At 43.1% G+C, this 26,503-nt stretch carries 19 protein-coding genes; 11 read left to right on the top strand and 8 right to left on the bottom strand.

Annotated features, from left to right (window positions below):
• The first annotated feature begins 1 nt into the window (after position 1).
• Positions 2-688, top strand: a complete 687-nt coding sequence (locus HP439_RS01575; RefSeq protein WP_172388594.1) for a potassium channel family protein — start codon at positions 2-4, stop codon at positions 686-688.
• Between the two features lie 142 nt (positions 689-830).
• Here HP439_RS01575 and HP439_RS01570 read toward each other — a convergent pair whose 3' ends face one another.
• A complete protein-coding gene (locus HP439_RS01570) occupies positions 831-3,314 on the bottom strand; it encodes a YfhO family protein (protein WP_172388593.1) in 2,484 nt (827 codons plus the stop codon).
• A gap of 170 nt (positions 3,315-3,484) precedes the next feature.
• A complete protein-coding gene (locus HP439_RS01565) occupies positions 3,485-4,081 on the bottom strand; it encodes a ribonuclease HII (protein ID WP_172388592.1) in 597 nt (198 codons plus the stop codon).
• Between the two features lie 186 nt (positions 4,082-4,267).
• On the opposite strand from HP439_RS01565, the gene HP439_RS01560 reads away from it, so the two are divergent.
• The 9 genes from HP439_RS01560 (at position 4,268) to HP439_RS01520 (ending at position 18,872) form a co-directional block, all read left to right on the top strand.
• Positions 4,268-4,993: a hypothetical protein gene (locus tag HP439_RS01560; protein WP_172388591.1), complete on the top strand. Its 726-nt coding sequence runs from the start codon at positions 4,268-4,270 to the stop codon at positions 4,991-4,993.
• Positions 4,994-5,028: 35 nt separating this feature from the next.
• Positions 5,029-7,839, top strand: a complete 2,811-nt coding sequence (locus tag HP439_RS01555; RefSeq protein WP_172388590.1) for an outer membrane beta-barrel protein — start codon at positions 5,029-5,031, stop codon at positions 7,837-7,839.
• 242 nt (positions 7,840-8,081) lie between these two features.
• A complete protein-coding gene (locus HP439_RS01550) occupies positions 8,082-9,317 on the top strand; it encodes a M16 family metallopeptidase (protein ID WP_172388589.1) in 1,236 nt (411 codons plus the stop codon).
• A 75-nt stretch (positions 9,318-9,392) separates the two neighbouring features.
• Positions 9,393-10,283, top strand: a complete 891-nt coding sequence (fabD, locus tag HP439_RS01545; protein WP_172388588.1) for an ACP S-malonyltransferase — start codon at positions 9,393-9,395, stop codon at positions 10,281-10,283.
• Positions 10,284-10,545: 262 nt separating this feature from the next.
• Positions 10,546-12,885, top strand: coding sequence for a TonB-dependent receptor plug domain-containing protein (locus HP439_RS01540; RefSeq protein ID WP_172388587.1), 2,340 nt, complete (start codon positions 10,546-10,548; stop codon positions 12,883-12,885).
• A gap of 12 nt (positions 12,886-12,897) precedes the next feature.
• Complete coding sequence (locus HP439_RS01535) at positions 12,898-13,485, top strand: MotA/TolQ/ExbB proton channel family protein (RefSeq protein ID WP_172388586.1); 588 nt, start codon at positions 12,898-12,900, stop codon at positions 13,483-13,485.
• A 2-nt stretch (positions 13,486-13,487) separates the two neighbouring features.
• The gene (locus HP439_RS01530; RefSeq protein ID WP_172388585.1) at positions 13,488-13,826 is read left to right on the top strand and encodes a DUF2149 domain-containing protein; all 339 of its coding nucleotides are present in this window, start codon (positions 13,488-13,490) and stop codon (positions 13,824-13,826) included.
• A complete protein-coding gene (locus HP439_RS01525) occupies positions 13,827-17,804 on the top strand; it encodes a cobaltochelatase subunit CobN (protein WP_172388584.1) in 3,978 nt (1,325 codons plus the stop codon).
• 159 nt (positions 17,805-17,963) lie between these two features.
• Positions 17,964-18,872 (top strand): NAD(P)/FAD-dependent oxidoreductase, encoded by a 909-nt coding sequence (locus tag HP439_RS01520; protein ID WP_172388583.1) that lies wholly within the window; start codon positions 17,964-17,966, stop codon positions 18,870-18,872.
• Here HP439_RS01520 and HP439_RS01515 read toward each other — a convergent pair.
• Positions 18,869-19,663: a hypothetical protein gene (locus HP439_RS01515; protein WP_172388582.1), complete on the bottom strand. Its 795-nt coding sequence runs from the start codon at positions 19,661-19,663 to the stop codon at positions 18,869-18,871. The two genes, HP439_RS01520 and HP439_RS01515, sit on opposite strands and share 4 nt — an antisense overlap.
• A gap of 118 nt (positions 19,664-19,781) precedes the next feature.
• A complete protein-coding gene (locus HP439_RS01510) occupies positions 19,782-20,834 on the bottom strand; it encodes an L-dopachrome tautomerase-related protein (protein WP_172388581.1) in 1,053 nt (350 codons plus the stop codon).
• A 230-nt stretch (positions 20,835-21,064) separates the two neighbouring features.
• On the opposite strand from HP439_RS01510, the gene HP439_RS01505 reads away from it, so the two are divergent.
• Positions 21,065-21,736, top strand: a complete 672-nt coding sequence (locus HP439_RS01505) for a DUF2490 domain-containing protein (protein WP_172388580.1) — start codon at positions 21,065-21,067, stop codon at positions 21,734-21,736.
• Positions 21,737-21,836: 100 nt separating this feature from the next.
• Here the strand turns inward: HP439_RS01505 and HP439_RS01500 are convergent, their stop codons facing one another.
• From HP439_RS01500 to eboC, 4 genes are read right to left on the bottom strand one after another with little or no spacing between them, the layout of a single operon-like run.
• Positions 21,837-23,219 (bottom strand): alkaline phosphatase family protein, encoded by a 1,383-nt coding sequence (locus HP439_RS01500; protein WP_172388579.1) that lies wholly within the window; start codon positions 23,217-23,219, stop codon positions 21,837-21,839.
• A complete protein-coding gene (gene eboE / locus HP439_RS01495) occupies positions 23,207-24,436 on the bottom strand; it encodes a metabolite traffic protein EboE (protein WP_172388578.1) in 1,230 nt (409 codons plus the stop codon). Before eboE ends, HP439_RS01500 begins: the two co-directional genes overlap by 13 nt.
• Entirely contained in the window at positions 24,423-25,604 is a 1,182-nt protein-coding gene (locus tag HP439_RS01490) for a 3-dehydroquinate synthase (protein WP_172388577.1), read from the bottom strand. The genes eboE and HP439_RS01490 overlap by 14 nt, the downstream gene beginning before the upstream one ends.
• A gap of 15 nt (positions 25,605-25,619) precedes the next feature.
• The gene (gene eboC / locus HP439_RS01485) at positions 25,620-26,492 is read right to left on the bottom strand and encodes a UbiA-like protein EboC (RefSeq protein ID WP_172388576.1); all 873 of its coding nucleotides are present in this window, start codon (positions 26,490-26,492) and stop codon (positions 25,620-25,622) included.
• Positions 26,493-26,503: the final 11 nt, after the last annotated feature.

Genomic DNA, 26,503 nt, shown 5'->3' with positions numbered 1-26,503 from the left:
CATGAAATACATAGTATTAGGATTAGGGCATTTCGGTCGCTCGCTGGCGATTCATTTAACTGAGCTGGGACATGAGGTTATCGCGGCCGATAAAAAATTAAGTATCGTTGAACAGCTTAAGGACAGGATTACGCATACAGTATGTATGGATACTACCGATAGAGAAGCGATGACCTCTTTACCACTAAAAGATAGCGACGCAGTTATAATAGCGATCGGAGAAGATGAAGGAGCATCTCTTTTGACCACGGCGCTTATTAAGGAACTTCAGGTTAAACGTATAATCGGCCGAGTAGTTTCCGATTTACAAAAAGCGGTATTGCAGGCTATGCAGATTGATGAGTACATCATGCCCGAAGAGGAGGCTGCCGAGCGTCTTGCTTTACGCCTCGATAATATCGATATTGTCGATTCATTTAAGATATCGGATCGTTATAGTATTATTGAGACGAAAGTCCCTCCTCGCTATGTCGGGATGACCCTTGAAGAAGCAAATTTAACCAACAAATATAAAGTCATTGTGCTGACGACAGTGCAGTCAATTACAACGGTAGTCAAAGGTAAAAACGTCCAAACGAAAGAGGCTTCAGGAATTGCTAAGCGGGAGACAGTGCTTCGGGACGACGATATGTTGGTGTTATTCGGAGAAATGTCGGATATAAAGCGACTGTTAGAAAAAAGCGAATAGAAGCGTTAACAGGTACTCCTTCTTCAATGATCAGGAAGTAATTGTCAAGCGTTCATTCCGTATATTATTTCTCTTGAGGTATAAAAAAGAACCCGCTATAAGATTTTATAGCGGGTTCTTTTTAGTCAATCCTATCTGTTTATTATTTGTGTACTGAGCTCTTGGCTTTCTTTCTATTCCGTTGATGGACCCATGCAACAGTGAATAATCCGAATACAAGTATGATCGAAGCGACAAGAGAGACTATATTACTTATCCGCATAGACGCAGGAGCAAATATAAACTCAATCGTATGATTTCCTCCAGGGACCTGTAATGCACGAAGCAGATAATCTGCACGGATAATAGGAACTTCACTACCGTCGATATATGCTTTCCAGCCTTTATCATAGAATACTTCTGAGAAAACGGCGAAAGCGTCGTTAGGCGAAGTTGACTCGTATTTTAGTGTATCTGGATGATAGGATACAAGCTTAATTTCCGCACTTCCAGCTTGCCCTAATCGGGCTGGGCTTAGTTTATTTTTAAATTCTTCATGTACGAATGCTTCTTTTGCAGGGTTAAAGCTGCTGATTGCCTGCATTTCTTGTGCGTTGTCTTTTACAAAAGTCACCCGGTCAACGAACCAAGCGTTGCCAGAAGCAGTACTTCTTCGCTGGATTTGTTCCGCATTGTTTTGCGGGTTACGGGTTATCAGGTATCGTACATTCAACATATCTAACACATCCTCGTTCACGGCGCCATTGAACTGATGTTCGAGCACTTCTTGGAATCGCATGAGTTTGGCTGCATGATATCCGCCAAGGCTCTTATGGAAATATGACGCCCGGGCGTCGGAGAAAGGGTTTGTTGTTAAGTCTAATACGCGGTAGCTCGGATCTTTGTCTAATCGGATGAGCTGGTCTACTTCACGTTCTGCGATATGACTCTTGGCAGCGCGCTCGTCCAGAAACGAATTATCATTTAAATATCGTTTATCAACAGCCCAAAGATCAGCTATTATTACGACGGCAAGGACGCCAAGACAGACAGAGGTGCTGATTTTCTTTTTTACGAATAGCCAGATCATTCCGAAAGTGATTAGCACAATGAAGAATGAACGGTAAGCATCGGAAACGGCCATGCTCGTGCGGTCCTTGATGAGTGCACTCGCTACCTCATTGCCGAGCTGTTTGTCGCCAAACTGCTGACCAATGGCTTGCACGAATTGTTCGTGTCCAGAGTTTTTGAAGTTCAGGAATAAGCTAGGCATTAAACCTACTAGTAAACAAAATCCTCCAACAGCGACAAAGGTGTAAAGGATTGTTTTATCAAGATTTTTGATCTCGTTGGCGCGAGTGAGGAGCTCATTGACGGTTAATATCGCTAATAAAGGGATTAGTAAAGCAGGTATCACAAGTATGGATTCTACCGCCCGGAACTTGTTATACATCGGGAAATAGTCAAAGAATAGATCCGATATCAGCGGAAAATGACGACCGAAAGCAAGGAATATTGTCAGCAGTGTCGCACCCAATATCCACCATTTAATTGGTCCCCGGACGACGAATAACCCGAGAACGAAAAGGAATATGATTCCGGCTCCGAAGTACCACGGTCCGGCAGTGAACATTTTCTCACCCCAATAAGATGGCAGAGTTTGTTGCGCTATTTGTTGCGCTTGGTTGGCGGGCGCTCCTACTTTGATTAAGAATTTAACAACTTCGGAGTTTTCATCAAAAGTGCCACTCGATTTACCTCCATAGGCGTTGGGAATTAGGAAGGTGATATTTTCCCCTACACCTTGGCTCCACTGGTAAGCATACTCTTTATCGAGTCCTGATGTTTGGCCTCCTTCCTCTACTTTCTGAATATTAGCTTTGCCGCGAGTCGTGAGTTTGCTGTATTCATAGGTTGGGAAAAGGACGGACGCGTTAACGAGTACCGCTAGGATTACTGACCCTGCTAGTAGCGCAGATGTCTGCAGAAACCCTTTGATTTTTTTCTCGCGGATTGCGTGATAGAGTTCAATGCCCAAATAAATTAAGAGCGCAATAAACAGGTAATAAGTAATTTGAACGTGATTCGTACGTATTTCGAGAGCTAGAAAAAGCGCTAATAAGGCGTGTCCCCAAAGTTTATTCCCCCTGTAAGACATAATTATAGACCCGACAATAGGAGCCATGTATGCAATTGCGTAGGCTTTATTAAGGTGTCCCGCTTCGATATAGATGAAATTATACGAAGTAAAGGCTATTGCCACAGCACCTAGGGCAGCAAGCCACGGCCGGACACGTAACACGGAAAATAGAAAATATCCGCCAAGAAGATACATAAGCACAACATCCGTAGGTACTGGGAAAACAAGGCGTATTGTCTTTCCGACGTAGGAAGCAATGTTATACGCATGTTCATACCAGATTTGGTATGTGGGCATTCCCCCAAACATCGAGTTGGTCCATAAAGGAGCATGACCATCGATCGCTTTGTAATCGAAGAGTTCCTTTTGGCTCCCTTCGGCTTGCACGACATCATGTTGAGCTAGCATTTTCCCTCCGAAGATTGGGGAGAAGTAGAAGAACACCAGTACAATGAAGATGGCGATGATAGTTAAATGCGTCGAGTTGTCCTTAAACCACTGTTTCATATTATGATAATATTTGCTGTTAAGGGCTATATGGAGCACACCTTAGGGATGCAATTGGGCAGTCTTCTTGGTGCTTCCAACAATCAAATGATGATTTAAGCCTTGAAGAGCCAAAAATATACAAATGATTTGATTTTTTCTATTATTAATCAGCTATTCATGGCTGAGCGCTAAAATAGCTTTAGCTGAGGGTCGGTTACACGGAATGTTTTTCTGTGATGGGGGCTAAAGCCATGCTCTAATACTGCGTTTCGGTGTTTAATTGTGGGATAACCTTTATTTGACAACCAGTCGTAGTGGGGGAACTCGCTCGCTAAGCTGTCCATATGGTCATCTCGGTAAGTTTTCGCTAGGATTGAAGCGGCAGCAATGGAGAGATATTTGCCATCTCCTTTGACAATGCACTCATGTGGAACGACACCGTAGGACTTAAAGCGATTTCCATCGACCAAAATGAATTCAGCTTTGGTTTGTAACGCGTCTAATGCGCGGTGCATAGCGAGATAAGAAGCATTAAGAATGTTTATTTTGTCTATTTCTTGAGCGGAAACGCTTGCAACGGCATAAGCCAATGCTTCTTGTTCAATAATAGGACGTAACAATAGACGCTTCTTTTCTGACAACTGTTTGGAATCATTTAGTAACGAATTGCAGTAGTCGGAGGGGAAGATCACCGCTGCAGCAAATACAGGCCCCGCTAGACATCCCCTACCGGCCTCGTCGCAACCGGCCTCAATATATTGCTGTTGATAATAGGAAAAAAGCATGAGACGAAAATACAAAAAATGTATGGGGTACGAAGTTCCGAGGCGAATATAATTTAGCGAGAAGTAATGTAACTTATTTGTGGTAAATACCCGTTTACACTAATTTACATTTCTTCTATTGTTCTTTGTAACAACATTAAGAATAGATATTTTCTGAAAGATTGCGTCAATCAAAAATAGTTAAGTATGATAAGAATATTTTTTGCGTTTCTTTTTTTTTCTTCCTCATTGATGTGCTTCGCGCAGAAGAGAATTAGGGTTCACGCGAATGATATTAAGAATGTTGTAATTGATGGAGATCTCTCGGAATGGAGGGAGGCTTTACTACCCGTTTCGGAGGCTAACGATTTTGCTTATCACATAGCTCAGGACGAAAAGAACATCTATATCGCCATTTTAATCCAAGATAACACGCTACAAAGTATGGCGACCATCGAGGGGATTTCAATTCGCATGGAGGCTGAGGAAAAAGGAAACAAGGACGCCGTTTTGTGGTTTCCCTACGCGGATGATGAAGTGCGCCGTGCATTAATGCGCGAGGATCGAGATCAGCGGAGTGCTGCTGATCTTAAGAATGCTCTAATGCAGCGATCCAGAGGGTATTATGCGTATGGTTTTAGTGGTACACCTGAGGGCCTTTTAGCAATTAACAATAGTTACGGGCTTGCGGCACAGGGTAAACTTACGGACAGCTTGGGTCTTACTTATGAAGTGGTGATCGCCAAAGATCGCTGGGATTTTAACAAATCGCCCTTCAATATGAAGTTGGAAATCCACGAAGATCGTTCGGAGCTTTTGGCAAAAAAGCAAACCACTCCCGGCCGAAACGCGCATGCAACCGTAAACGGGAATAGAAGGAAGAGCTCAAAAAGGGACTTCATCAACAAGGTATTGTTGGAAATTGAATTATAAAAAAATATAATAAATAGGTAAAGAGTCAAAATACGATGAAACAGATTTTAACATTGATGTGTGCCGCAGCGTTGCTACTGGTTTCGATGGGATCCAATGCGCAATCAACTCGATCAGTCCAAGGGATGCTTCGCGACACGGAATCTAGAGTTGTGGCAGGAGCTTCCGTACTACTCACTAGTGATCAAGATTCGCTAGCTACCGGAGCGTCGCAGGCGGGGATTTTCAGTTTTACCGGTGTAAAGGCAAATACGTTCACCATTAAGGTAAACAGTATGGGCTTCGAACCATTTGAACAATCCTTCACGTTTAGTGAGGGACAGCAAAAAATGATTATTCCATCTTTTGAACTAAAGGGGATCGAAAATATGCTGGAGGAAGTCGTGGTTAATGGTGTAATTACTGTTCAGGTTAAAGGTGATACAGTCGAATATTCAACTAAGGATTTAAAACTAAGGGACGGTTCAGTTGCAGAGGATGCATTGAAAAAACTTCAGGGAGTTGAAGTGGATAAAGATGGAAATGTTACTGCGCACGGAGAATCTGTAACACGTGTACGAATTAATGGGAAGGATTTCTTTGGCGGTGACGTGAAAACCGCTACACAAAATCTTCCGGCAAATATCATTGAGAAGATTCAGGTCGTAGACGATTATGGCGACATGGCGAATGTAACAGGTAATAAAACGGGAGATTCTGAGAAAGTACTGAATATACAGATCGACCCTAAATATAATACGGGCTATATGACCACACTTCGGGCCGGATACGGTACTGAAGACCGTTACCAGTTGACTGGAATGTGGATGGGTATGACCGATAAGACACAGATATCGGTGCTTGGTAATATGAATAATATGAACGCGCGCCTGTTCGACTTCAGTGCGACGGGAGGTGGTTCTCGTCGTCGTCAGGGAGGTGGAGGTCGTCGTGGAGGCGGTATGTTTGGAGGAGACGAAGGACTTACCAACACGGGCTCGATTGGTGTTAACTTTCGGCATGATTTTACTGACAAGCTCAAGATATATGGAAGTTACTCTTACGGGCGAGACAATAACACAACGCTCTCCAGTACGATGACAGAGAACCTAGGCTTATCGCAGACCGAAACTTCAGAAACGGATGCGAATACCATACAGGCAAGCCATCGCTTTGAAGGTAATTTAGAGTGGAATATTTCGGATAAAGATTATTTGAAGTTAACACCACAATTTGGTTTTGATAATAACACCGGAGTTACTGCGCTGGACAAAAGGATAGAGTTTGATGGTACCTTGAACAATATACAGAATCAGCTAACGAATACGGATACTTATGCGCCACGTTACAGTATCAGCGGTTTGTACAATAGGAAACTTAATGATAGCGGGCGTAATATCTTTTTTAACTTCAATTACGATAATGCCGTAACAGATAACGAGTTCAATCGTACATTAGATAACATTGTCGCCGATCAGACAGACCCTAATGCTTCCTTAGATTCAATTTATGAACTCACTATTCAACAAGTGAACAACAAAAGTTGGAATGCTGGAGGAAGCGTGAATTACACGGAGCCCCTTAGTGAATTTGGACGATTAGAGTTCAATTACGACTTGAACGTCAACGACTATGATAACGAAAATAAACAACAAGGGTTCGATCGTCAAGGTGGTATTATTGAGGATCCGATGCTTAATTACGACTATAACTATGACTATAGTTTCACCACTCATCGTATTGGAGCGAGTTACCGCTTCAGCAATGATAAACTAACCTATGCAGTGGGAGCGGCGGTCCAACCGTCGGTATTAAGTGGAAATGCTTTTAGTACATCGGAATCGGCTGTCATCGATCGTAAGTCGTTTAATTTTGTACCGATAGCCCGCTTTGAATATAAATTCTCGCGTCAAAAGAACATTAGCATAAATTATTCAGGCCGGTCTACAGAACCTACGGTTACGCAAATTCTACCATTTGAGGTGAGTACCAATCGGACGAACACGACAATTGGGAATCCAGATTTGAATCCAGCTTTTGAACATACCTTACGGGTTCGCTACCGCGCGGGAGATTTCCAAAAGGGGAATGTGTTCTTTGCGATGGTGAATGCAAACCTGACTTCGGATAAGATTGTAGGGTTTAACAAAATGTACGCTGATCCGACCGTTGGATCTTTTCAAGAAATTCGTTATTTGAATGCGGATGAGAATACCTATGGCGTAAATGGGTTCTATCACTTCGGAAAGTCGATCAAAGAAAAAACCTATAGTATCAATTTCATGGGAGGGTTAACTTTTAATAAGAACCTTTCGTATATCTCCAACGATAGGAATGCGGTTATAGGAGATAAGAATATTGCGAATAACTGGGTATTTATGCAGGGGATGATGTTTCGATATAACCCATCGGAAAATTTAGAGATTAATCCGGGGGTACGATACTCTTATAATTTTACGAAGAACACGTTCTCTGGAAATGCGGACCGTTCTGTACAATCATGGGCACCAAATGTTATCGCTTCGGTTAATGTTACACCTTCAACAATTTTTGGAGTTGATGTTTCTAAAACATTCAACAGCGGTTATGGAGACTTGAATGCGAATCCCTTTATTATTAACAGTTACATCGAACAGCGGTTTTTGAAAGGGCAACGTGGGACATTACGACTCCAAGGGTTTGACTTGCTTAACGAACAAACAAATATTTCCCGCACAGTATCTGATTACTACATTACGGATACGCAGTCCAATAGGCTCGCACGGTACTTCATGTTGACGTTCACGTTTAAATTGCAGAAGTTTTCGGGAGCAGCACCGTCAGATGAAAATAGATTCCCGGGAGGAATGCGTCGGCCTCGTATGTAATATTTAAAAAGCACTTTCGCAGTTTAGTTTATAGTTTGAAAGTTGGTAGTTTGCAGCTGTAGTTCTGGTGAGGAACTGCAGCTGTTATTGTTTAATTATGTACCTTTGATCTTTAGATTTTTGCTGCCAAAGACAGGGTTTGTAGAAATCGTAGTAATAAAGGTTGTATCAGTTCGTTACCCGTAGGTTTATTTTAAGGACTTGGTGGTAAATTTAGAATATAATATTGAGTTTGAATTTTTATGGAATATGAAATTATTCGCTTGGATAATGGTATCCGTGCGGTATTTCACCGACAGTCCTCTCCGATAACACACACTTGTCTGGTGGTTAATGCAGGCTCCCGTGATGAGGAAGTGGGTAAATATGGTGTTGCTCATTTTATTGAGCACCTTCTTTTTAAACAAACCGAGCGACGGTCAATGCAGCAGATTCTCAATTATTTGGAATCTGTCGGTGGCGATCTAAATGCCTACACAACGAAAGAGTATACGTGTATTCATGCTTCTGTTTTAAGGCCACATCTGTCCCGAGCGGTTGATCTTTTTGAGGATATTATTTTCCATTCGACGTTCCCAGAAGAGGAAATGGAGAAGGAAAAAGGTGTTATCGCCGATGAGATGGCATCTTATTTGGATAGTCCGGAGGAATCTATTATTGACGACTACGAGGATCTGATTTATAAGGGGTCGGGTCTGGGACACAATATCCTCGGATTGCAGGACGATCTGAAAGGCTTTCGACCGGAGGATGTTCGCGATTTTTTGAAAAATAATTACAATACTTCGGAAATTATTATTGGGATCACCGGCGATTACGAGCTTGGTGCGGTAGAAAGAATGTTAAGTCGGTATTTTGGACCAGTGGCGCGAAACACGCCTCAGCGTGAACGGAGAGCCGCAGTGCCTGTTATTAATCAGCATATTGAAGTTGCAAAACCCATCAATCAAGTCCATTATATGCTGGGTTCACCCGCATACGGGATACATGATGATCGTAAGACCGGACTACTTCTTCTGAATAACATGCTTGGTGGATTTGGAATGAGTTCGATATTAAATCTTTCGATCCGAGAGAAGTATGGTATTGCCTACACAATAGAGTCAAATTACACCCTTTTTGGTGACACAGGGTTGTTTACGATTTATCTAGGTACAGATCAGGAGAAGGTAGAAAAGGCGAAAAAACTCGTTTTTAAAGAGTTGGATAAGCTTAAGGATAAGGGCGTTAGTGAAGGACAACTAAAAAAGGCGAAACATAAATTCAAAGGCCAGATTGCACTTGCGGAAGAAAGTCGAATGAGCATGATCATTGCTGCCGCTAAGAATGTAATGGACTATAACAGAGTAGTTTCGTTAGCGGAAGTATTTAATAAGATCGATGAGGTAAGCACCAGTGAATTGCTAACAATTGCTAACGATGTTTTCGATGCGAACAAGCTTAGCTCAATGAGTTTTGTCCCTGAGGAGCAAGACTAGATTTTTAGGGATTCAACCTCGAATTGATTATTCTGGCAAAAAAATTTATATTTTTGGACGTTAACACGTTTTTTTATGAAGACAGCATATATATTTCCAGGTCAAGGGGCCCAGTTCGTAGGAATGGCGCAAGACCTTTATAATTTGAATGAAGATACAAAGGCATTGTTTGAAAGAGCAAATGATATTTTGGGTTTCCGTATTACAGATATCATGTTCTCGGGTTCCGATGAAGACTTGAAACAAACCAATGTAACGCAGCCTGCGATCTTCCTCCATTCGGTAATTCTCGCCAAGGCGTTAGGGGATTCTTTCCAACCTTCTATGGTAGCGGGCCATTCCTTAGGGGAGTTTTCTGCGCTTGTATCAGCGGGTGCTCTTTCTTTTGAAGACGGGCTGAAACTCGTTTCCCAACGGGCAAATGCGATGCAAAAAGCGTGTGAGGCTGAACCATCGACAATGGCGGCGATTCTAGGTTTGGATGACGAAACCGTAGAAAAGATCTGCGCACAGATAGAGGAAGTTGTCGTCCCAGCAAACTATAATTGTCCGGGACAACTGGTGATCTCCGGATCGATAGAAGGAATTGATAAAGCCTGTGCTTTATTAACAGAAGCAGGGGCTAAAAGAGCGTTAAAATTAAATGTTGGAGGCGCGTTCCACTCTCCGTTGATGGAACCGGCAAAGGTGGAGCTCCAAGCGGCAATTGAAGCAACAGAGATTAAGACCCCTGTATGTCCTATCTATCAAAATGTAGATGCGAAGGCATATACCGACCCTGCAGCTATTAAAGCGAATTTGATCGCGCAGTTAACCGGTGCAGTCCGCTGGACACAGACAGTACAAAATATGCTTTCCGATGGTGCCGAATCATTTGTGGAAGTTGGTCCAGGGAATGTCCTGCAAGGTTTGGTGAAGAAAGTTGACCGTTCTGCGCAGACATCGGCCGCGAAAATTGGCGAATAGAATTTAGAGATAACTTTATAAGTTAGAAGACGAACTGCGGTTCGTCTTTTTTTATGCCTGTAAACTTTATTGCAATTTATTTTACGTTTTGATAATCAGTATTGTATACTTCGATAGGGCGTCTCTGAAAAGACCGAGATAATCATCTACGCTTGCAGCCGCTATTAAGGGATCAAGTTATTTGTGAAATATATACGCAACTATGTTGCATTTACGTGTTTTTATATTTATAATTGCAACTTAATTGCATTTGTAAATACATATGAATTTTTTAAAACACGCGTTGATCTATCTATTCTCCGTTCCAGCGCAGAAATTACATCTACTCCTTTTTATATTGGGACTGGTGATTAGCAATGTGAATTTTGCGCAACAAATTTCAAGCCCGCCTATGTCCGTCATTATTAACATAGAGGATTCAAAAGGACACCCCATCGCCGGAGTTTCTTTATTCCAGCGTGGTAAAGGCGTGATTGCAACAAGCGACCAAAAAGGAAGACTTCATCTTAGTATCAAGAAATCCATTGGTGTCAAGACTGTCCATCCCAATTATCTCCCTTTGGAAAAGGAGATTTCCATAAGTGACCGCGACGCTCAGGAGTTGTACTGGAAATTGGAAAGGAACCCACAATTTTTGGATGCGGTCACCGTGACCGCATCGACCTTACCAAAAGAACTCCGAGAGATCTCATCCAGTGTATCGGTATTAAAGAAAGGTGCGCCCGAGCTCAGGCAGATACAATCTATTGACGAGGCTCTTGCGTTTATTCCAGGAGTAATGGTAGATAGAAGCCGCGGTTTGACGACGACAGGAACGCATACGGGCGTTATTTTACGAGGTACAGGGGCAGCGAACCGTACGCTTGTTTTGAAAGATGGTGTTCCCATAAACGACGCCTATACGGGAGGCGTCTCCGAATGGAATTCACTAGCGACGAATAGCATCGAACGCGTCGAGGTCGTGCGCGGTCCAGGCTCATCAATTTATGGATCGAGTTCCATGGGAGGAACAATCAATTTAGTTACCCAGGGGCCTTCCGATAAGCTCGCTTTGGGAGCTGATGTCCGTTACGGATCCATGAACACCTTTCAAGCGAACGTGAAGGTTGGTGGCCGCTTTGCTAAGCGGTGGGGAATTATTGCATTCGCTGAATATAAAAGTACTGATGGGTACGCATATATGGCTGATAGCTTATGGAAAGATCATTTTCGAAAGCCAAAGATGTCTCTGTTTAATATCAATACGAAGGTGAGATATGATTTTGATGGGGGTGGTAATATAACAGCTACAGCGGACTTTAACGTGCAAAAGCCGTTATCCGGTACCAATACATTGTATGATGATCAAACGGAGACGGGAAATTATCAGCTACGCTACCAAAATACCCAAGCAGGGTTTAAATCCGATATTCTAGTCTATTACAACGTACAAAATCGTAGCTCGGAGGCCTGGGGATGGGATGCAACCGCTAGCGAGTTTAACGAGTTAAATTATATCTCTCGTGTCCCCTTAGACACGTATGGTATGATTGGAAAGGTGAGTCATCGTATTGGAAATAATGACATCACATTAGGAGCTGACCTTCGATTCACCGAAATAGTTTCCAAGAAGCGATATCCGAGCAAGGGCGAACAAAATTTTAGCGGCAGGCAGGATTTCATCTCGTTTTTTGTGAATGACGACATTCGTATAGCACCGAATTTGCATGCGAACCTAGGGCTGAGATTTGATCATTGGTCGAATCATAAGGGGCACTTTTTTGATAACATGTTGGAAGATGCATTGGTTATTGATTACAATGAAGCGAGTTCAAATGTGTTGACGCCAAAGGTTGGAGTAACATATGAACTTTTGGATAATCTGCGTTTGCGTTCATTATTTGCTACTGGATTTAGAGCTCCGGGAGCCTTCTATATGTACAATGCGACGCCGTTAGGGTCTTCATTCCGCTTAGGAAACCCAGCCTTAAAACCTGAGCGGATGCGTCATTCCATTGATTTCGGTGCCGATCTCCAGCTTATGGGCAATCTCGATCTATCTGCTACAATTTACCGATCTCAATATAGTGACTTTTTGGCTGCTGTGCTTATCGATGCCTCCGCTGTTCCCTCATATTTTGATCCGGGAGATTTGCCTGTTCGGCAGTATATTAATATTGGAAGAGTCAATCTATGGGGTATAGAAAGCTCAGCAAAATATCGAGTTTCTCCTTTTATTACGCTGCAAGCGAGCTATTTTCATAACGAATCGGAAGTAACGAAATATGAAACGAATTCAGAATACGAAGGAAAAGAGATGAGTGATAATCCGCGTAACATTTATTCCGGAGCAGTTATTTACGATAGCCAGATCGGGCATATGAGCTTGTGGGGGAGGCACACGGGCTCCTTCTTTGGAGACCTGGAGAATAGTTTAGAAAAGAAAATGGATCCAGTTACTGTGGTTGATCTAAAGTTGGCTAAAAGCTTTGGCCCTGTTGGGATTAATTTTACGCTTAACAATTTATTCGATAAGCTGTACTATGGAAGTTATACTTCTGCTACGAGTTATTATTACGCACCAGGACGGACGTTCTTTTTAGGAATAAACTATCAATATTAAAATATTAAAATCATGATTGAATTTATTGAACATTTTTTGTTTCAGTTGAGTGCGATGTTGCATTTGCCCGTTTTTCTGGGCTTGATGCTTATGGTGCTTTGGGTATTCTGGTCTCTTGGCGTCTTTGTTCGCCAGTGGATAAATCGCTCCAAACAAGAGCGAGTCACTCGGTTCCTATCGCAGAATAAAGATGATATAGAAAATTATTTGACTGACAAACGCCGTGCGGATATTCACTTATCTGAACTTGTTCAAAGATGGGAAAAGAAAGAGAATTCTAAGCTTGACCGGGTCCGAATTCTGGTAAAGATAGGTCCGTCTCTAGGGTTAGTCGGGACGTTAATTCCCATGGGACAATCATTGTCCACGTTATCGACAGGAGATATGTCAGCGATGGCGAGTCATATGGTGACTGCTTTCACAGCAACAATTATAGGTTTGGTATGTGGTATTATAGCCTATTTTATTTCCGTTAAGCAGGAACAGTGGCTCTCCAGCGATTTCCTTTCTTGCGAGAGTGCATTAGAACAGGAGTTGCGAAAGGTTGTTGATCTTGAGGGTTTTGATCAAGAAACGGTTAATGGAAATATTGCGAAATAAAGATGAAGTTATTAAATCAAAAAAGGAGGGAGAATGTCGGTGTGCCCCTTGAGGATCCCATTAGCGGAGTGGCTAATTTATTTGATATCAGTGTCGTCCTCATCGTTGCGATGATTTTGGCGCTGATGTCCGCTCTTAATGTTCTGGAGCTGTTAGATCCCTCTACAGAGATGACCTTGACCAAGAAGAATAGGGCGGGCGAGATGGAGATTATCACCAAGAAGGGAAGCGAAATAAAAATAAAAAAAATATCACCTGAAGAAGCTTCTGGGCAAGGGGAACGTTTAGGGACAGCCTATCAGCTCGAAGATGGCCAAGTAATATACATACCAGAAAAATAGATGAGTAAATTAGTACGGTGGATTAGTTGTTTGTCACTTTTGACATTGTTGCCTGTCTTCTGGTGCGCTGCGCGGGAAATTGACTCCACTAAACGAATAGCGCTGTTGGTATCAGACAACTATAGTAAGCCTGTTGTTGATGCTATCGCCGCACTAGAGCAGATTCCCGAATTTTCTTCTGGTATCAAAGTCATAACAGTGCAGGCAGGTCACCACGAGATTGCGGAAGCGGATGTCGTGGTTTGCTATGTACATACTCCGCAGGTAATAGAACGGTTTGTTCAGCCCATGCAGCAGGTTGTGCGGCGGGGAGGGGCCGTTTATGCTGTGGGAAGTACGCCAGAGGCCGCTAATTATAGTAAGTGGGGTATGCAGTTTGATCCTGTCGTGGATAGCTATTTTGAAAACCCAAGTTCTGAAAATATCGTGAGACTTGCGCAGCTATTAGCTGACAGACATATGGGGATGAATTTTCAAGTCGCTCCAGCCGTTCATTTTCCTGATTATGCTATCTCTGATTGGCGCACCGGTGAAGTTTATACAGATTTTGATACGTTTGCCAGCGCGCAGGGTGAACGGGCAAAAAAGGCGCCTTGGGTAGGAATTTACGGATTTCGTTATGAATTTATAACTGGTCAAGATGGTTATTTGAAAGAATATGCCAAGGAGTTAACTGCGGCCGGTTTCAATGTCCTGATGTTTTATGGCTTCCCACTAGAAAAGGCATTACGACACTTTTGCATGGAAATAGACGGTAAACCTCGAATCGAGGTACTGATTAACTTCTCGTCACTTCCTGGAGGTGCTCCAGATAAGCTGGCTGGAGCATTCGATGATCTTGGTGTTCCTGTTATAAACGCCATAACGTTGTCGCAAAGCCTGCAGGAATGGCGCAAGTCAACGGTTGGTATTCCAATTTCGGAACGGATTCTTTCGATGGTACGCCCCGAGATTATGGGCCAAATACAGCCCTCTGTGATAGCCACGAAGGAAGATGTTGTAGATAGCTTAGGAAATCGTTTCAAACAGAAAGTACCGCTGCCTGGACGCGTTGGTAATATGGTCGCTAAAGTAAAAGCTTGGCATATGTTGCGTCACATCCCCAATGCGCAAAAACATGTAACCTTGATTTATTATAATGGACATCCTGGCAAACACAATATTGGGGCGAGTTATCTGAATGTTTTGCCAAAAAGCATGTTTAGTATTTTGCATGCGCTGCAAGGCGAGGGATATAAATTAGGAAATCAGGAAATAACTGAAGATTTAATCTATAAAAAAGTTATGGACGGGGGTCGTAATGTTGGCTCTTGGGCTCCGGGGGAACTTGACCGAATGGTAAAAGAAGATCGACCGGTTCTGGTGCCAATGAAAAAGTATAAAAAGTGGTTTTCGGAGCTCGCACCTAGGTTTCAGCATCAGGTTGTTGAGAAATGGGGCCCACCTGATTCAGCTAATATTATGGTTTGGATTGACGATAACCAACAGCGGTTTCTGGTGCTGCCACAAGTTAGGTTTGGGAACATTAATTTAATGCCACAGCCCGCTCGAGGGTGGGAGGAAAACGAGGAGGCTCTATTTCATGATGTAAGTCTACCGCCACATCATCAATATATCGCCTTCTATCTATATCTGCAACAGGAGCAAAAAAGTCATGCTTTAATCCATTTAGGGACGCATGGTACGCTGGAATGGTTATCCGGCAGAGAAGCTGGTTTAGACCAGGAGGATGCTCCAGATGCGCTTTTAGGTTCCATGGTGAACATATATCCCTATATAATGGATAATGTGGGGGAAGGGACGCAGGCAAAGCGGCGTGGGGGAGCGGTGATTATTGACCATATGACACCACCCTTTCAACAATCTGGACTGAGACCCGAGCTGCGACAACTTGCGGGAGCTATTAACGATTATACAGCGGCAGATCAGAAAAGTCCAATATTAGCGGCGTCTCATCTAAAGGCGATTAATCGTTGGGCGGTTGAATCGGGGGTGATCCGAGATTTAGCGATCACAGGTGACATACAAGCCGTTGATGTTCAATCAGTCGAGCATTATTTGCAAGAATTAAACGAAAAGCAGAGTCCAATGGGTATGCATACTTTTGGGGTATCACCGGATTCTGCCCATGCACGGCTTACTGCAGTAGCAATGGCTGGACGGCATAGGGATATATCCGTCGAAAAACGGGAGGTTTTGGTTGAAACGTTTTTCAACAATATTTTAGAAAGCGGCCCTTCAGAGATGCGGTCGTTGCTCGAAGCCTTGGAAGGCAAGTATATTACACCGGGTACTGGGAATGACCCTTTGCGTAATCCGGAAGCTCTTCCTACGGGTAAGAACTTCTATGCGTTTGATCCTTCGCGCATGCCGACGCAGGAAACGTATGCTGAAGGACGAAAACTAGCTGAAGAGTTGCTTGCGGGTTATAGAAAGAAACACGAAGGGACTTATCCGAATAAAGTGGCTTATAACTTGTGGTCTGTGGAGACAATACGACACGAAGGTATTATGGAATCACAGATTCTATATCTGTTAGGTGTACGCCCGAGGTACGAACCCTCGGGTAAAATCAAAGGGGTGGAATTGATTCCTCGGGATAGCTTGGGGCGTCCTAGGGTAGACGTAGTTATGACGCCATCGGGACTCTACCGCGACATGTTTCCACAAATGATGAGCTTATTGGATCAGGCTGTTACGTTGACCTATGAATCTCCGGAGGCAGATAACGCTATACGGTCGCATGCTGATAGTTTAGAAAAGCAGCTTTCTTTGGCGGGAGTCGAAGATGCCGATACGCGTAAACGCTTAGCGCTCGTTCGTATGTTTGGTGCCGCATCAGGGAGCTATGGTATTGGAGTCGATGACGTGGTGCAGGCTTCTGATAAGTGGGATGAGGTGGAGGACATTGCCAATGTATATTTTAATCGGTCGGGTCATTTGTATGGGCAAGGATTTTGGGGTGCCGGTGAACATGAAATTTCCGAACTGAGTGGAAAGAATATAGCGTTGTCGTTATTTAAGCAGGCGCTATCAGGGACCAAAGCCGTCGTGCATAGTAGATCGACAAATGTTTATGGAGCACTCGATAATGATGACTTTTTTCAGTATTTGGGGGGAATGTCCTTAGCTATTAAAAGTATCGATGGATCGCAGCCCGATATCATGGTCAGCAATTTGACGGATCCGGCCACTATGAAACAAGAGACGTTGCAAAAGTTTATTGGTAGGGAACTGAATACCCGATATCTTAACCCGACCTGGATTACCGAAATGTTGGATGAGGGGTATGCCGGGGCCCGTATGGTGGGGCAGGTGACAGATAATATGTGGGGATGGACGGCCACAACGGAGGGAGTGATTACGACCTCCGACTGGCAGGAGTGGCACGATGTGTATGTGGCCGATAAATATGGTCTTGATATCAAGAGCCGGTTCGCAAATGCGAAAAACACCTATGCTTATCAGAACATGTTAGTGCGGATGTTAGAAGTTGCCAGAAAGGAATTTTGGGCACCAGATGAGCAAACGTTGGACAATCTGGTTGCGGCATACTTGGAAACGGTTGAACAGACGGGTCTCTCGTGTTCAGATCAGGTATGCGGGAATGAAGAACTGTATGAATTTGTAAACCAACAAGCAGCAGGAAAAGAACAACGGTCCAAACTCAGCTCCTTACAGGAGAAATTAGGGAGAATACATAATTCAGCAAAGCCAGCTCGCGCAGGAGCAAGGCAAAGCTCTGTTACACATTCTAGTCGGGAGGCGCGGAATATTGCGCCGAGAAAGTCGCAAGCGAATAAACCTGCAGCCGTTTCGACGGAGCACCCGGAATTATTAAAAGGATATAAGATGGAAGAGCGAGAGGTATCCAATAATTCTCCTCGGGAAAGGCAAAAATCGAGCAGTATTTGGTGGATTGCGACAGTTTTTATAATAATTTTTTCTTCTGCCATGGCGTTTAGTAAGAACTATTGATAGTGTATTCATTCGCTGTGGCTGGAGGATGCTTTCGAGCAAGAATCTTAATTTGAAAATAATAGATATATATATTATTAATGAACAAAACAATTTGCCATCAAGTATTGCTATTAATGTATTGTATTTAAAAGATAAGACTCATAAAATGAAAAGGATATGAATAAAGATAAAAAATTTGACGTAATTATTATAGGAGGAAGTTATGCGGGACTATCTGCAGCAATGGCATTGGGACGTTCTTTACGAAGTGTTTTAATAATTGATAGCGGCTTTCCCTGCAATAAACAAACGCCTCATTCTCACAATTTCTTGTTGGGAGACGGCAGCACGCCAGCGGAATTGACGAAGGCAGCAAAAGAACAGGTGCTCAAGTATGATACGGTGAATTTTCACGCTGATCGAGCCGTTAAAGGCTATAGAACTGATTATGGATTTGCCATTGCCACCCAAAAAGGCGATGAGTTCGAATCAAAAAAACTCATCTTTGCCACCGGTGTTCGAGATCTGCTTCTGCCAATACCCGGATTTTCTGCATGCTGGGGGATTTCAATTGTTCATTGCCCGTACTGCCATGGTTATGAATTTCGTAATCAGAAAACAGGTATTATAGCTAATGGGGAGAGGGCAGCGCACCTTGTTCCTTTGGTTCATAATTTGACAAGCGATTTAGCAATACTAACAAATGGACCGGCGGATCTTAGCAAAGAATTACGAGAGAAGGCTGAGAAGTATGGTATTAATATTATTGAAACAGAGATTGCGGAATTTTTGCATGAAGAAGGTCAATTAAGAAAGGTAGTCTTTAGCGATGGGAGCGATATGGCCTTCGACGCTGTTTATGCCACTGTTCCGTTTGAACAGCATTCTGATATTCCAACCAATCTCGGGTGTAAACTGACAGAACATAGTCATATCGAGGTTGATAATTTTCAACATACAACTGAACCGGGTGTCTTCGCGTGCGGCGACAACGCGGGTATGATGCGTTCGGTATCGAATGCCGTTGCTACAGGTAATGTGGCTGGAGCAATGGTTAATAAAGAACTAACAGACGGAATGTTTTAGTTTTTGGCTGGTTTCACTAGATCGAATTTGAGTTTTCCTACGGTTCTTCCGCCTTTGAGAGGGTTTCCCTCTGCATCAAAAATTGGGGGGGTGAGTTCATGGAAAGCTATTTTGTTTTCATTTTGGTCTATTTTGAAAACGTAGCTGTCTTTTTTTCCACTATTGCTATACAAATAGATGATATTATTGGGAAGTGCGGTTTCATTTACGCAATCGCCACTAAAACAGATGGCGTAGCTGTCATAGTCTAGAAGACCGACGAGCTCGCCATTCGCTTTAAATACTACGTCGTTATCTATGGTTTGACCATCGGTGTGTAAGAGATAATGACCAGTTATCATTCTTTCATTTAAATATTGGGTAAAAACCCATTTTGAATCGCTTTGGTCGGGAACCTTCTTAAACTTAGAGTTCAGGGGAACGCCGATCCATGTGCTGTCATGAAGGGTAATCGTGCTGTCAGAATTTAGTGTGAAAGCGATGTCATTATCCCCCACGGCCGACAGCAAGGCAAATTGGCCATCGCTTTTATTTTTGTATAACAATGTTCCTTGCTCAAAGCCGTAGAAAACCCGGACACTGTCGTCCGCGATGAAATTCAGCTCGTAGCAGTAGCTTGGAATGCTCCCAGCAATTGAATCGGGTAGCTGTTGCAGAAAGGTTTCATTAATATACCGGCCGCTAAGCACCGTTTGTGTCTGTTCATTGCTTTTGTCTAGGGAGCAGTTACTCACTATGGTTATATTTAAAAACGCCAGTATAAAAAAAACGGGGATTTGAGCTCTTCTCATAGAGTTTATTTTCAGTGTTTTGATTTTTTGATATGCTCCGCGGGGTTAAAACGCTCGGGACTTCCTGCTTCATTACCATAATTTCGAGCGGCTGGTTTCGTGGATACTCACGTATAATTTAGGGTAGCTTTACCTTAAAGACATGGTAGGGTGGTTCTATGCGATTTACACCATTATTCCACTGCGGATCGCGGGCTAACTGGGCACATGAGAAATATAAATAACCATCAGTTCCGATACCGAGTGAATCAGGCCAGAGCAATCGAGAATCTTGAACCAGGGTATGCATTTCGCCATTCGGCGTTAGGTATTTAATCGTGTAATCTAATGAATTCGTTAGATAAATGTTTCCTTTTTTGTCTGCAATCAGTCCGTGCGTTACGCCGACCTCGCCCATGTCTTCCACTTTCGTTCGTAAAACCTGGTGATTTAATGTAGTATCCGCTAGATAACGAGTTTCGATCCTGAATAAATGTGTCTTATTTATCGGCTTGAAATATAGGTATTTGAAATCATGGGTCAAGGCGATGCCATTGACATTTGACATGAACGGTTTCCCTTCTTTATTTCGCATCTCGATTCTTTCATATGAAAGTACAACGGATGAATCAGCTAAGGTATATGGTGTCTCGTTTAAAACGGAATGGGTAGTGCCAGTCTCAAGGTTAAGTACCACAATAGCGGCTTGTCCGGGATCGGATAGGTACGCTAATTTGTTTTCGATGTCTACACGAACGTCATTTAGTCCTGATTTTGATTTGTTCAGATCTTCGAAGGTATAGATTCGCTCTACTAAATTTGTCTTTGTGTTTATTTTTATCAATTTGAACTGTCCGTCAGTAGGTTTACCGGAGCTGCCGAAAATGGACCCTGATGACGACGGTTTTGAGTCTAGGACCCATAAAAAGTCTTGGGCGTCAATAAATAGATCTTGAACGCTGACGAAATGATTATGCGCTTCCTTTGGTTTGTTCCATTCCGCATCGGGATAGGGGAGGCGTTCCCCATTTACGATTTCTGTTAATCCAAATTGATAGTTCTCGTTCTGCTTGGGGAAAGACACGAATAGTCTGTTGTCTGAGCTTACTGATACACCGATCGGGCGGTAGACACCAACAGAAGCTGCGGTAATTAATTTGTCGCTATGGTATTTCTGGGCGCTGGCGCTCATGATTATAAATGTTAACAGTGTAATTAATATTAATTGTTTTTGTTTAAAGCTATACATCATCCGTTTTATGATTATTGTGATCCCCCTCAATAATAAAGTCTAAAGTGTCAAACTTGTTTTACGAGGCTGTATTTTTTAGTAAAAAAAGGTTTGTGCAATTTTTTTCTGGATATGTATAGATTGTTACATGCTTTTTTCGAAAGTGCATTTCTCGTGTGTTATTTTCGAAGATGCGTATTGCTCTACTATTTTTTGTCGTTGTTTTCTTTCAGTCTATTTGTTTTGCACAGCAGCCTCAATCATGGTTGATTTATTTTGGGCAATCAAAATTTAAGGATAGCAAATTCAGTCTTCACCATGAGGTTCAGTTCAGAGACCATACGCTCGTGGGGGATCATAATCAGAGTTTATTTCGTGTGGGCGGGCAGTACCTGTTTAAACCTTATTTACAAGGGACAATGGGTTACGGTTTTATTTATTCGGAACAGCCAGGTTCGCCCAATCTTCCTACCAATGAGCACCGTATCTATCAAGAAGCGTTGTTTTCTCATCCTCTTAAACGGGCACGGATAAAACATCGATTGAGGTTGGAAGAGAGATTTATTGAGGGGAGGGATTTCACGGGAAGGTTCAGGTATTCCCTTTTTGTGGATGTTCCGTTAACCAAGCGCGATTTTAATGCAGGGGGAGTGTATTTGGCATTGTACAACGAAGTTTTTTTAAATATAGATGATTCCCAAGATATCAAGACGTTCGATAGAAATAGAATGTACGGCGGGGTCGGTTATAAGTTAACAGATCGCCTAGGATTGCAGCTTGGATATATGATGCAGCATGTTAGCAGAAATAAAGCGACGGATCACCTATTGCTATCTGTACATCACACGATAAACTGGAAGTAATTTAAAGCAGGGGCATAAAAATAGAATAGGATATTTTTTAAATATCCTATTCTTAGCAATTGCCTGTGATCTCGGTTGGAAAATTGTTAAGTCCTCTAGATCATGCGAGCGAAAGTTTGTTCGCTTCTTGATTTGCGAATATCTTATCTAACAATAACTGTTTGACATCTGTCGCGTTGATTGTATCGCCGTCAATACCGATGTCCCCAATAAACACGGGGTGATAAGCAGGCGCTATATCAGTTATGCCATGTGATCCTTTAACGAGAGAGGCGTCAAGCGGTGTGATGTCCAATATGGCTCGCAGTCCTATTTTCTTAAGAAGAAGCTTAAATATAGCCCTTGACTTAGAACTCATAAACATTTCTACCGGATCGTAGCCTGGTTTTTTGTGAATATCTACCATGCGCGCGTAATCCGGAGCTACGGCGTCGTCTTCCCAGAAGTAATATGTAAACCAAGAATCCGGTTCTGCTAGAAGGACCAAGTCACCTGCCCGGTCGTGGTTGATGTGGTATGATGTCAACTCATTTTTATCCAATATTTTTGCTATGCCTGCTGTGTCGGTTAACAGCGTTTTTAGCCGCTGTTTTACCTGTTGGTCGTTTACATAAATATGTGCTATTTGATGATCCGCTACTGCAAAAGCTTGGCACGCTGCTGCGTCGAGAAGCTCTCTACCTCTTTCAATACGAATCTCGAGTAACCCTTCTTTTCGCAGTATGCGGTTTATATGTACGGGCCTATTGACTGGGGCGATTCCGTATTCCGAAAGCAAGACGATTTCGACGTTTCTTCTGGAAAAGAAGGCTATAAGTTCACCGACAAGAGCATCTATTTGACTAAGTTCTTTCTGTGTTTCGGCAGAACTAGGTCCATATTTTTGCAGACAGTAGTCTAGATGCGGCAGATAGATAAGATTGAGAGTCGGCTGATGTTTGCTTTCCACATACATCGCTGCGTCTGCGATCCATCTAGACGATTTAATATTGGCATTCGGACCCCAAAAATTAAATAAAGGAAATTTCCCGAACTTTTCTGTGAGTTCATCCCGTAAGGATGCTGGATATGCATAACAGTCAGGGATCTTCCGACCATCAGCGAGGTAGTTGGGTCTCGGGGTGACGGAGAAATCTGCGTCGTTATACATATTATACCACCAAAACATCTGGGCGCAAGTAAATGCGGGATTCATTTTTTTTGCCGTCTGCCAAATATTTTCACCCTGTACGAGTTTGTTAGACTGCTTCCAAAACTTTATTTCAGCATCGTCTTTGTCATACCAACCATTGCCCACGATACCATGGTCTTTGGGATGTAGCCCGGTGAGGTATGTTGTCTGTGCGCTGGTGGTTACAGCAGGAAGTACAGGTTTTATATTGTATAGTTTATGCTTCTCTATAAATTCGCGGATGATAGGAGTATGCTCCCCAATTATCGACGTTGATAGGCCTACGATATCAATAACTGCTATTCTTTGCATGTTTTCGAATTTAAAAGTTCCACTAGCCAGTTCAGCTCCCTTGCTATGGATTCATGAATTGGTATTTGAAGTGATTTTGGGAGTACCCCCCACGTATATGTTTCCACTTCGATATGCTTGGTTCTAGGTTGTAGCTGATGTAGGTGCATGACTTCACGGATATCGTCTTGTGTAGAACCAAGTTCACCGTAGCTTTCTAGGAAGATTGGTACATGGAAGTGGCTTCGCCACTCGGTGTGTGTGTTGTCGTTGTTATCGGCGAATGCATCGGCAAGGTCTCGATATTTTATTAGATTCTCCTCCTTGTCCTTTGCAATTACCTGATGCAGATATATTGGTTCATCAAATTCTTGCAGCTTCTTTTTTTGTTCATCACGGCGCTGGCGTTCGCTGGCAAGCTTTACTTTTAAAGCAGAGCTAACTTGAAACTTACCGATTGCAATACCGGCTTTGGATAGCTGATTCATACAAAGTGCGTGATCTTCATACTCTAGTGCGAAATGGCAAACGTCATAGCACAGGCATATATAACGCTTAATGAGAGCGATGCTCTTTGCGGGTTCCAAGCCATAGCGTTCATGAAAATAAGCCTGCCCGAGAGGGAGTAATTCCTCCAGGTACCAACTGATAAATTCCGCAGCATTTTCAATCATTCCATCAGGTTCCGGCTCTATATCTAAATGCATATAGAATGAAGTCTCTGTTTCTTTTTGATACAGGTGGTCGGCGACTTCAAGTATGTGTTGTGTGCAAATTTGACGTTTGGTTTTCCAGTCGTTATCCCCTTCGTTATGCCAAAATCGATAAGAGAGGGGGGAGGTAGATATGCCTCCTTGGTGGTGTTCGGGGAGGAGCTGTACCAATATATCAAACAGCCGCTTTGTATAGTTGAGGCGTAATTTAGTTGTCCAGTCAGGCGCGTGTACTTGGTCTTTTACCCGCTTCAGGTGAAAATCACCGTAAGGAAACCCATTCATGGTAAAGACGTAGAGGTCATGACGAGCGAGCCATTCTTTAAATTCGGAAAGGGCAGAAGAATCTGACAATTCCTCCGCAGCTTTTGCCGACAGACGAAGACCGAGCCCAAATGGTTTGTTGGGAGAGACACGCTCTTTAATAAGCGGAACATTTGTTTTTAGCTCATTGAGGTGCTCTTGCCAGCCCTCTCCGGGATGAATGTTACTACAATAGGATATGTGCGATTTAGCGAGCTCCATTTATAATTCCCTTCTCTTTTGAATATATTTTTAAAAAGTCAATCGCTTTAAGAATGAGTGTATGATCCATTTGGTGGTAGTCTTTACCCGTTCCTAGAGATTCCAAAAGAACGACCGTTAGCTTTCCTCCTAAATGTTCCTGAAAATCCAAAAGTCCAGCGAGAAGTACAACGCGTGTATCTTCATTATCCAATACGGGGTGGTATATTGGAAGGCCCAATTGTACAAAAAGGTTGACAACCGTAAGAGCCTCTTCCTCGGATATATTTCCTAAGTAGTATGAGTAAAGAACATCGATTGAAAGACCTATGGAAACGGCTTCTCCGTGCAAAAGCTCAAAGTGTGTCATTTGTTCGAGCTTGTGTGCGCTCCAGTGACCGAAGTCTAGTGGACGAGAGGAGCCTAGTTCAAATGGATCTCCCTTGCGGATGTGTTCCAAATGTAACTCCGCACAGCGGAATATCAATTCGCCCATCTGGGAAGACGATTTCTTTCTTAGGTCCTCTGCATGTTGCTGTACCCAGTTAAAAAAAGGAAGATCTTTAATTAATGCAACCTTAATTGCTTCGGATATTCCGGAAAGCCAGGAACGGTTATCGAGGGTTTGTAGGAAGGCAGCGTCATTGAATACGGCTATTGGTGGTGCGAATGTGCCAAGGAAATTTTTTTTCCCCGTGTAATTTATGCCATTTTTTACGCCTACACCGGAATCGTTTTGAGAGAGTACGGTTGTGGGGATGCGGATGTGCTTTATTCCACGGTGCGCAATTGCTGCGGCGAAACCAACAAGATCGAGGAGTGCCCCGCCGCCTATTGCGACGATATAAGAATGCCGGTCGATCCCATACTGGTCTACGGCCGCAATAATTTGCTCCAAATTTTTAGTCTGATTCTTGCAAATCTCGCCCCCGGGAAGTACCAGCGGTTCGCTGGTCAGCTTGACGTCTTCGATATCTTTAAAGTAGTTACGTATCTGATCAAATAGTTTAGGGTGTTTTTCCAACATACCACCGTCCAATACAAAAAGTATCTTTTGCTTGAACAGAGGAGTACTGAGCCGGGTTAGAAACTCTCGAAGCATATTGTTTCCTAAAGTGAATAATCCGTCTGTGAAATATATGTTGTAGTGGTAATCGATACGAAAATGTTGTTCTAATGTACGCTCCATAGTTCAAAAAAAAGGTTAGGTTACGGCAAATTTTTTAGCCAGGTAAATCGAAATGGGCAATATGGCGCAGATTGCTAAAGCGAGTACCCAAAAACCGGATATCGCAATCCAACTGGCATTCATAAGGATGAGCGCTAACACGCCAAATTTTACCGCCGATCTGACGTCTTGTGGCGCTAGAGATCGGAGTGCTTTTAGGAGCGGCGTCAAGATCATCGCAACAAAAAACAGAATGAACGCCAAGGCTAGAAAATGTTTAGAAGTAAAAGTGAAATAAACCAATGTGCTTAGCACGATTGCATACAAAGCTGCTGAGACGAGCATTGCCGTCCGGTTGTTTCCGTAAACTTCACCCCGACTGATATTCGTCACCGAGGCAATATAAATAATAGGGACCGCCGCTATATACCAGTGATTTAAGGCTTCGGGGATTACCGCCATCCCGAGCAGCAGATTTAGCCCCCTGCATGTACCCATGACGATAGGCCCTGCTATAAAATGGTGTTTAGCAATAGCATTGTATATCAAGCACATCAACACGATCGCCAAAGCCAGCACAAAAGCAGCAAGGTTTATCTGATAAGCAAGTATGCAGCCTATAAAGAAGGCTATACTTGCTAGGTATGTAGCGCTTTTGCGAGTGACTTTTCCTGAAGGTATCGGACGTTCGGGCCGCTCAGTAGCGTCAAGTTTTGCATCAAACACATCATTGAACACGATGCCCCCTGTGTATAGGAGCATACTCGAAAGCGTGATGAGCAGTAACGTGTTTTCCGCAGGGAGGTCCGTATCGAGAAATAAACAAGCTAAAGCCACCCCAGCGAGCACATCGGAAATTGCCGTGAGCACGTTGGCGGGCCTGATAAGTTGGATCCAGGGTTTCAACATTCGGGCGCTTA

Origin of the sequence: Sphingobacterium shayense (genome assembly GCF_013179575.1) — a bacterium.
GTDB lineage: Bacteria > Bacteroidota > Bacteroidia > Sphingobacteriales > Sphingobacteriaceae > Sphingobacterium > Sphingobacterium shayense.
This window is presented reverse-complemented; position numbering and strand designations above follow the sequence as displayed.

Bases quoted from the DNA above. Each gene is read 5' to 3' on its own strand.
- HP439_RS01575 (WP_172388594.1), top strand. From the start codon at position 2: ATGAAATACATAGTATTAGGATTAGGGCATTTCGGTCGCTCGCTGGCG.
- HP439_RS01570 (WP_172388593.1), bottom strand. From the start codon at position 3,314: ATGAAACAGTGGTTTAAGGACAACTCGACGCATTTAACTATCATCGCC.
- HP439_RS01565 (WP_172388592.1), bottom strand. From the start codon at position 4,081: ATGCTTTTTTCCTATTATCAACAGCAATATATTGAGGCCGGTTGCGAC.
- HP439_RS01560 (WP_172388591.1), top strand. From the start codon at position 4,268: ATGATAAGAATATTTTTTGCGTTTCTTTTTTTTTCTTCCTCATTGATG.
- HP439_RS01555 (WP_172388590.1), top strand. From the start codon at position 5,029: ATGAAACAGATTTTAACATTGATGTGTGCCGCAGCGTTGCTACTGGTT.
- HP439_RS01550 (WP_172388589.1), top strand. From the start codon at position 8,082: ATGGAATATGAAATTATTCGCTTGGATAATGGTATCCGTGCGGTATTT.
- fabD (WP_172388588.1), top strand. From the start codon at position 9,393: ATGAAGACAGCATATATATTTCCAGGTCAAGGGGCCCAGTTCGTAGGA.
- HP439_RS01540 (WP_172388587.1), top strand. From the start codon at position 10,546: ATGAATTTTTTAAAACACGCGTTGATCTATCTATTCTCCGTTCCAGCG.
- HP439_RS01535 (WP_172388586.1), top strand. From the start codon at position 12,898: ATGATTGAATTTATTGAACATTTTTTGTTTCAGTTGAGTGCGATGTTG.
- HP439_RS01530 (WP_172388585.1), top strand. From the start codon at position 13,488: ATGAAGTTATTAAATCAAAAAAGGAGGGAGAATGTCGGTGTGCCCCTT.
- HP439_RS01525 (WP_172388584.1), top strand. From the start codon at position 13,827: ATGAGTAAATTAGTACGGTGGATTAGTTGTTTGTCACTTTTGACATTG.
- HP439_RS01520 (WP_172388583.1), top strand. From the start codon at position 17,964: ATGAATAAAGATAAAAAATTTGACGTAATTATTATAGGAGGAAGTTAT.
- HP439_RS01515 (WP_172388582.1), bottom strand. From the start codon at position 19,663: ATGAGAAGAGCTCAAATCCCCGTTTTTTTTATACTGGCGTTTTTAAAT.
- HP439_RS01510 (WP_172388581.1), bottom strand. From the start codon at position 20,834: ATGAGCGCCAGCGCCCAGAAATACCATAGCGACAAATTAATTACCGCA.
- HP439_RS01505 (WP_172388580.1), top strand. From the start codon at position 21,065: ATGCGTATTGCTCTACTATTTTTTGTCGTTGTTTTCTTTCAGTCTATT.
- HP439_RS01500 (WP_172388579.1), bottom strand. From the start codon at position 23,219: ATGCAAAGAATAGCAGTTATTGATATCGTAGGCCTATCAACGTCGATA.
- eboE (WP_172388578.1), bottom strand. From the start codon at position 24,436: ATGGAGCTCGCTAAATCGCACATATCCTATTGTAGTAACATTCATCCC.
- HP439_RS01490 (WP_172388577.1), bottom strand. From the start codon at position 25,604: ATGGAGCGTACATTAGAACAACATTTTCGTATCGATTACCACTACAAC.
- eboC (WP_172388576.1), bottom strand. From the start codon at position 26,492: ATGTTGAAACCCTGGATCCAACTTATCAGGCCCGCCAACGTGCTCACG.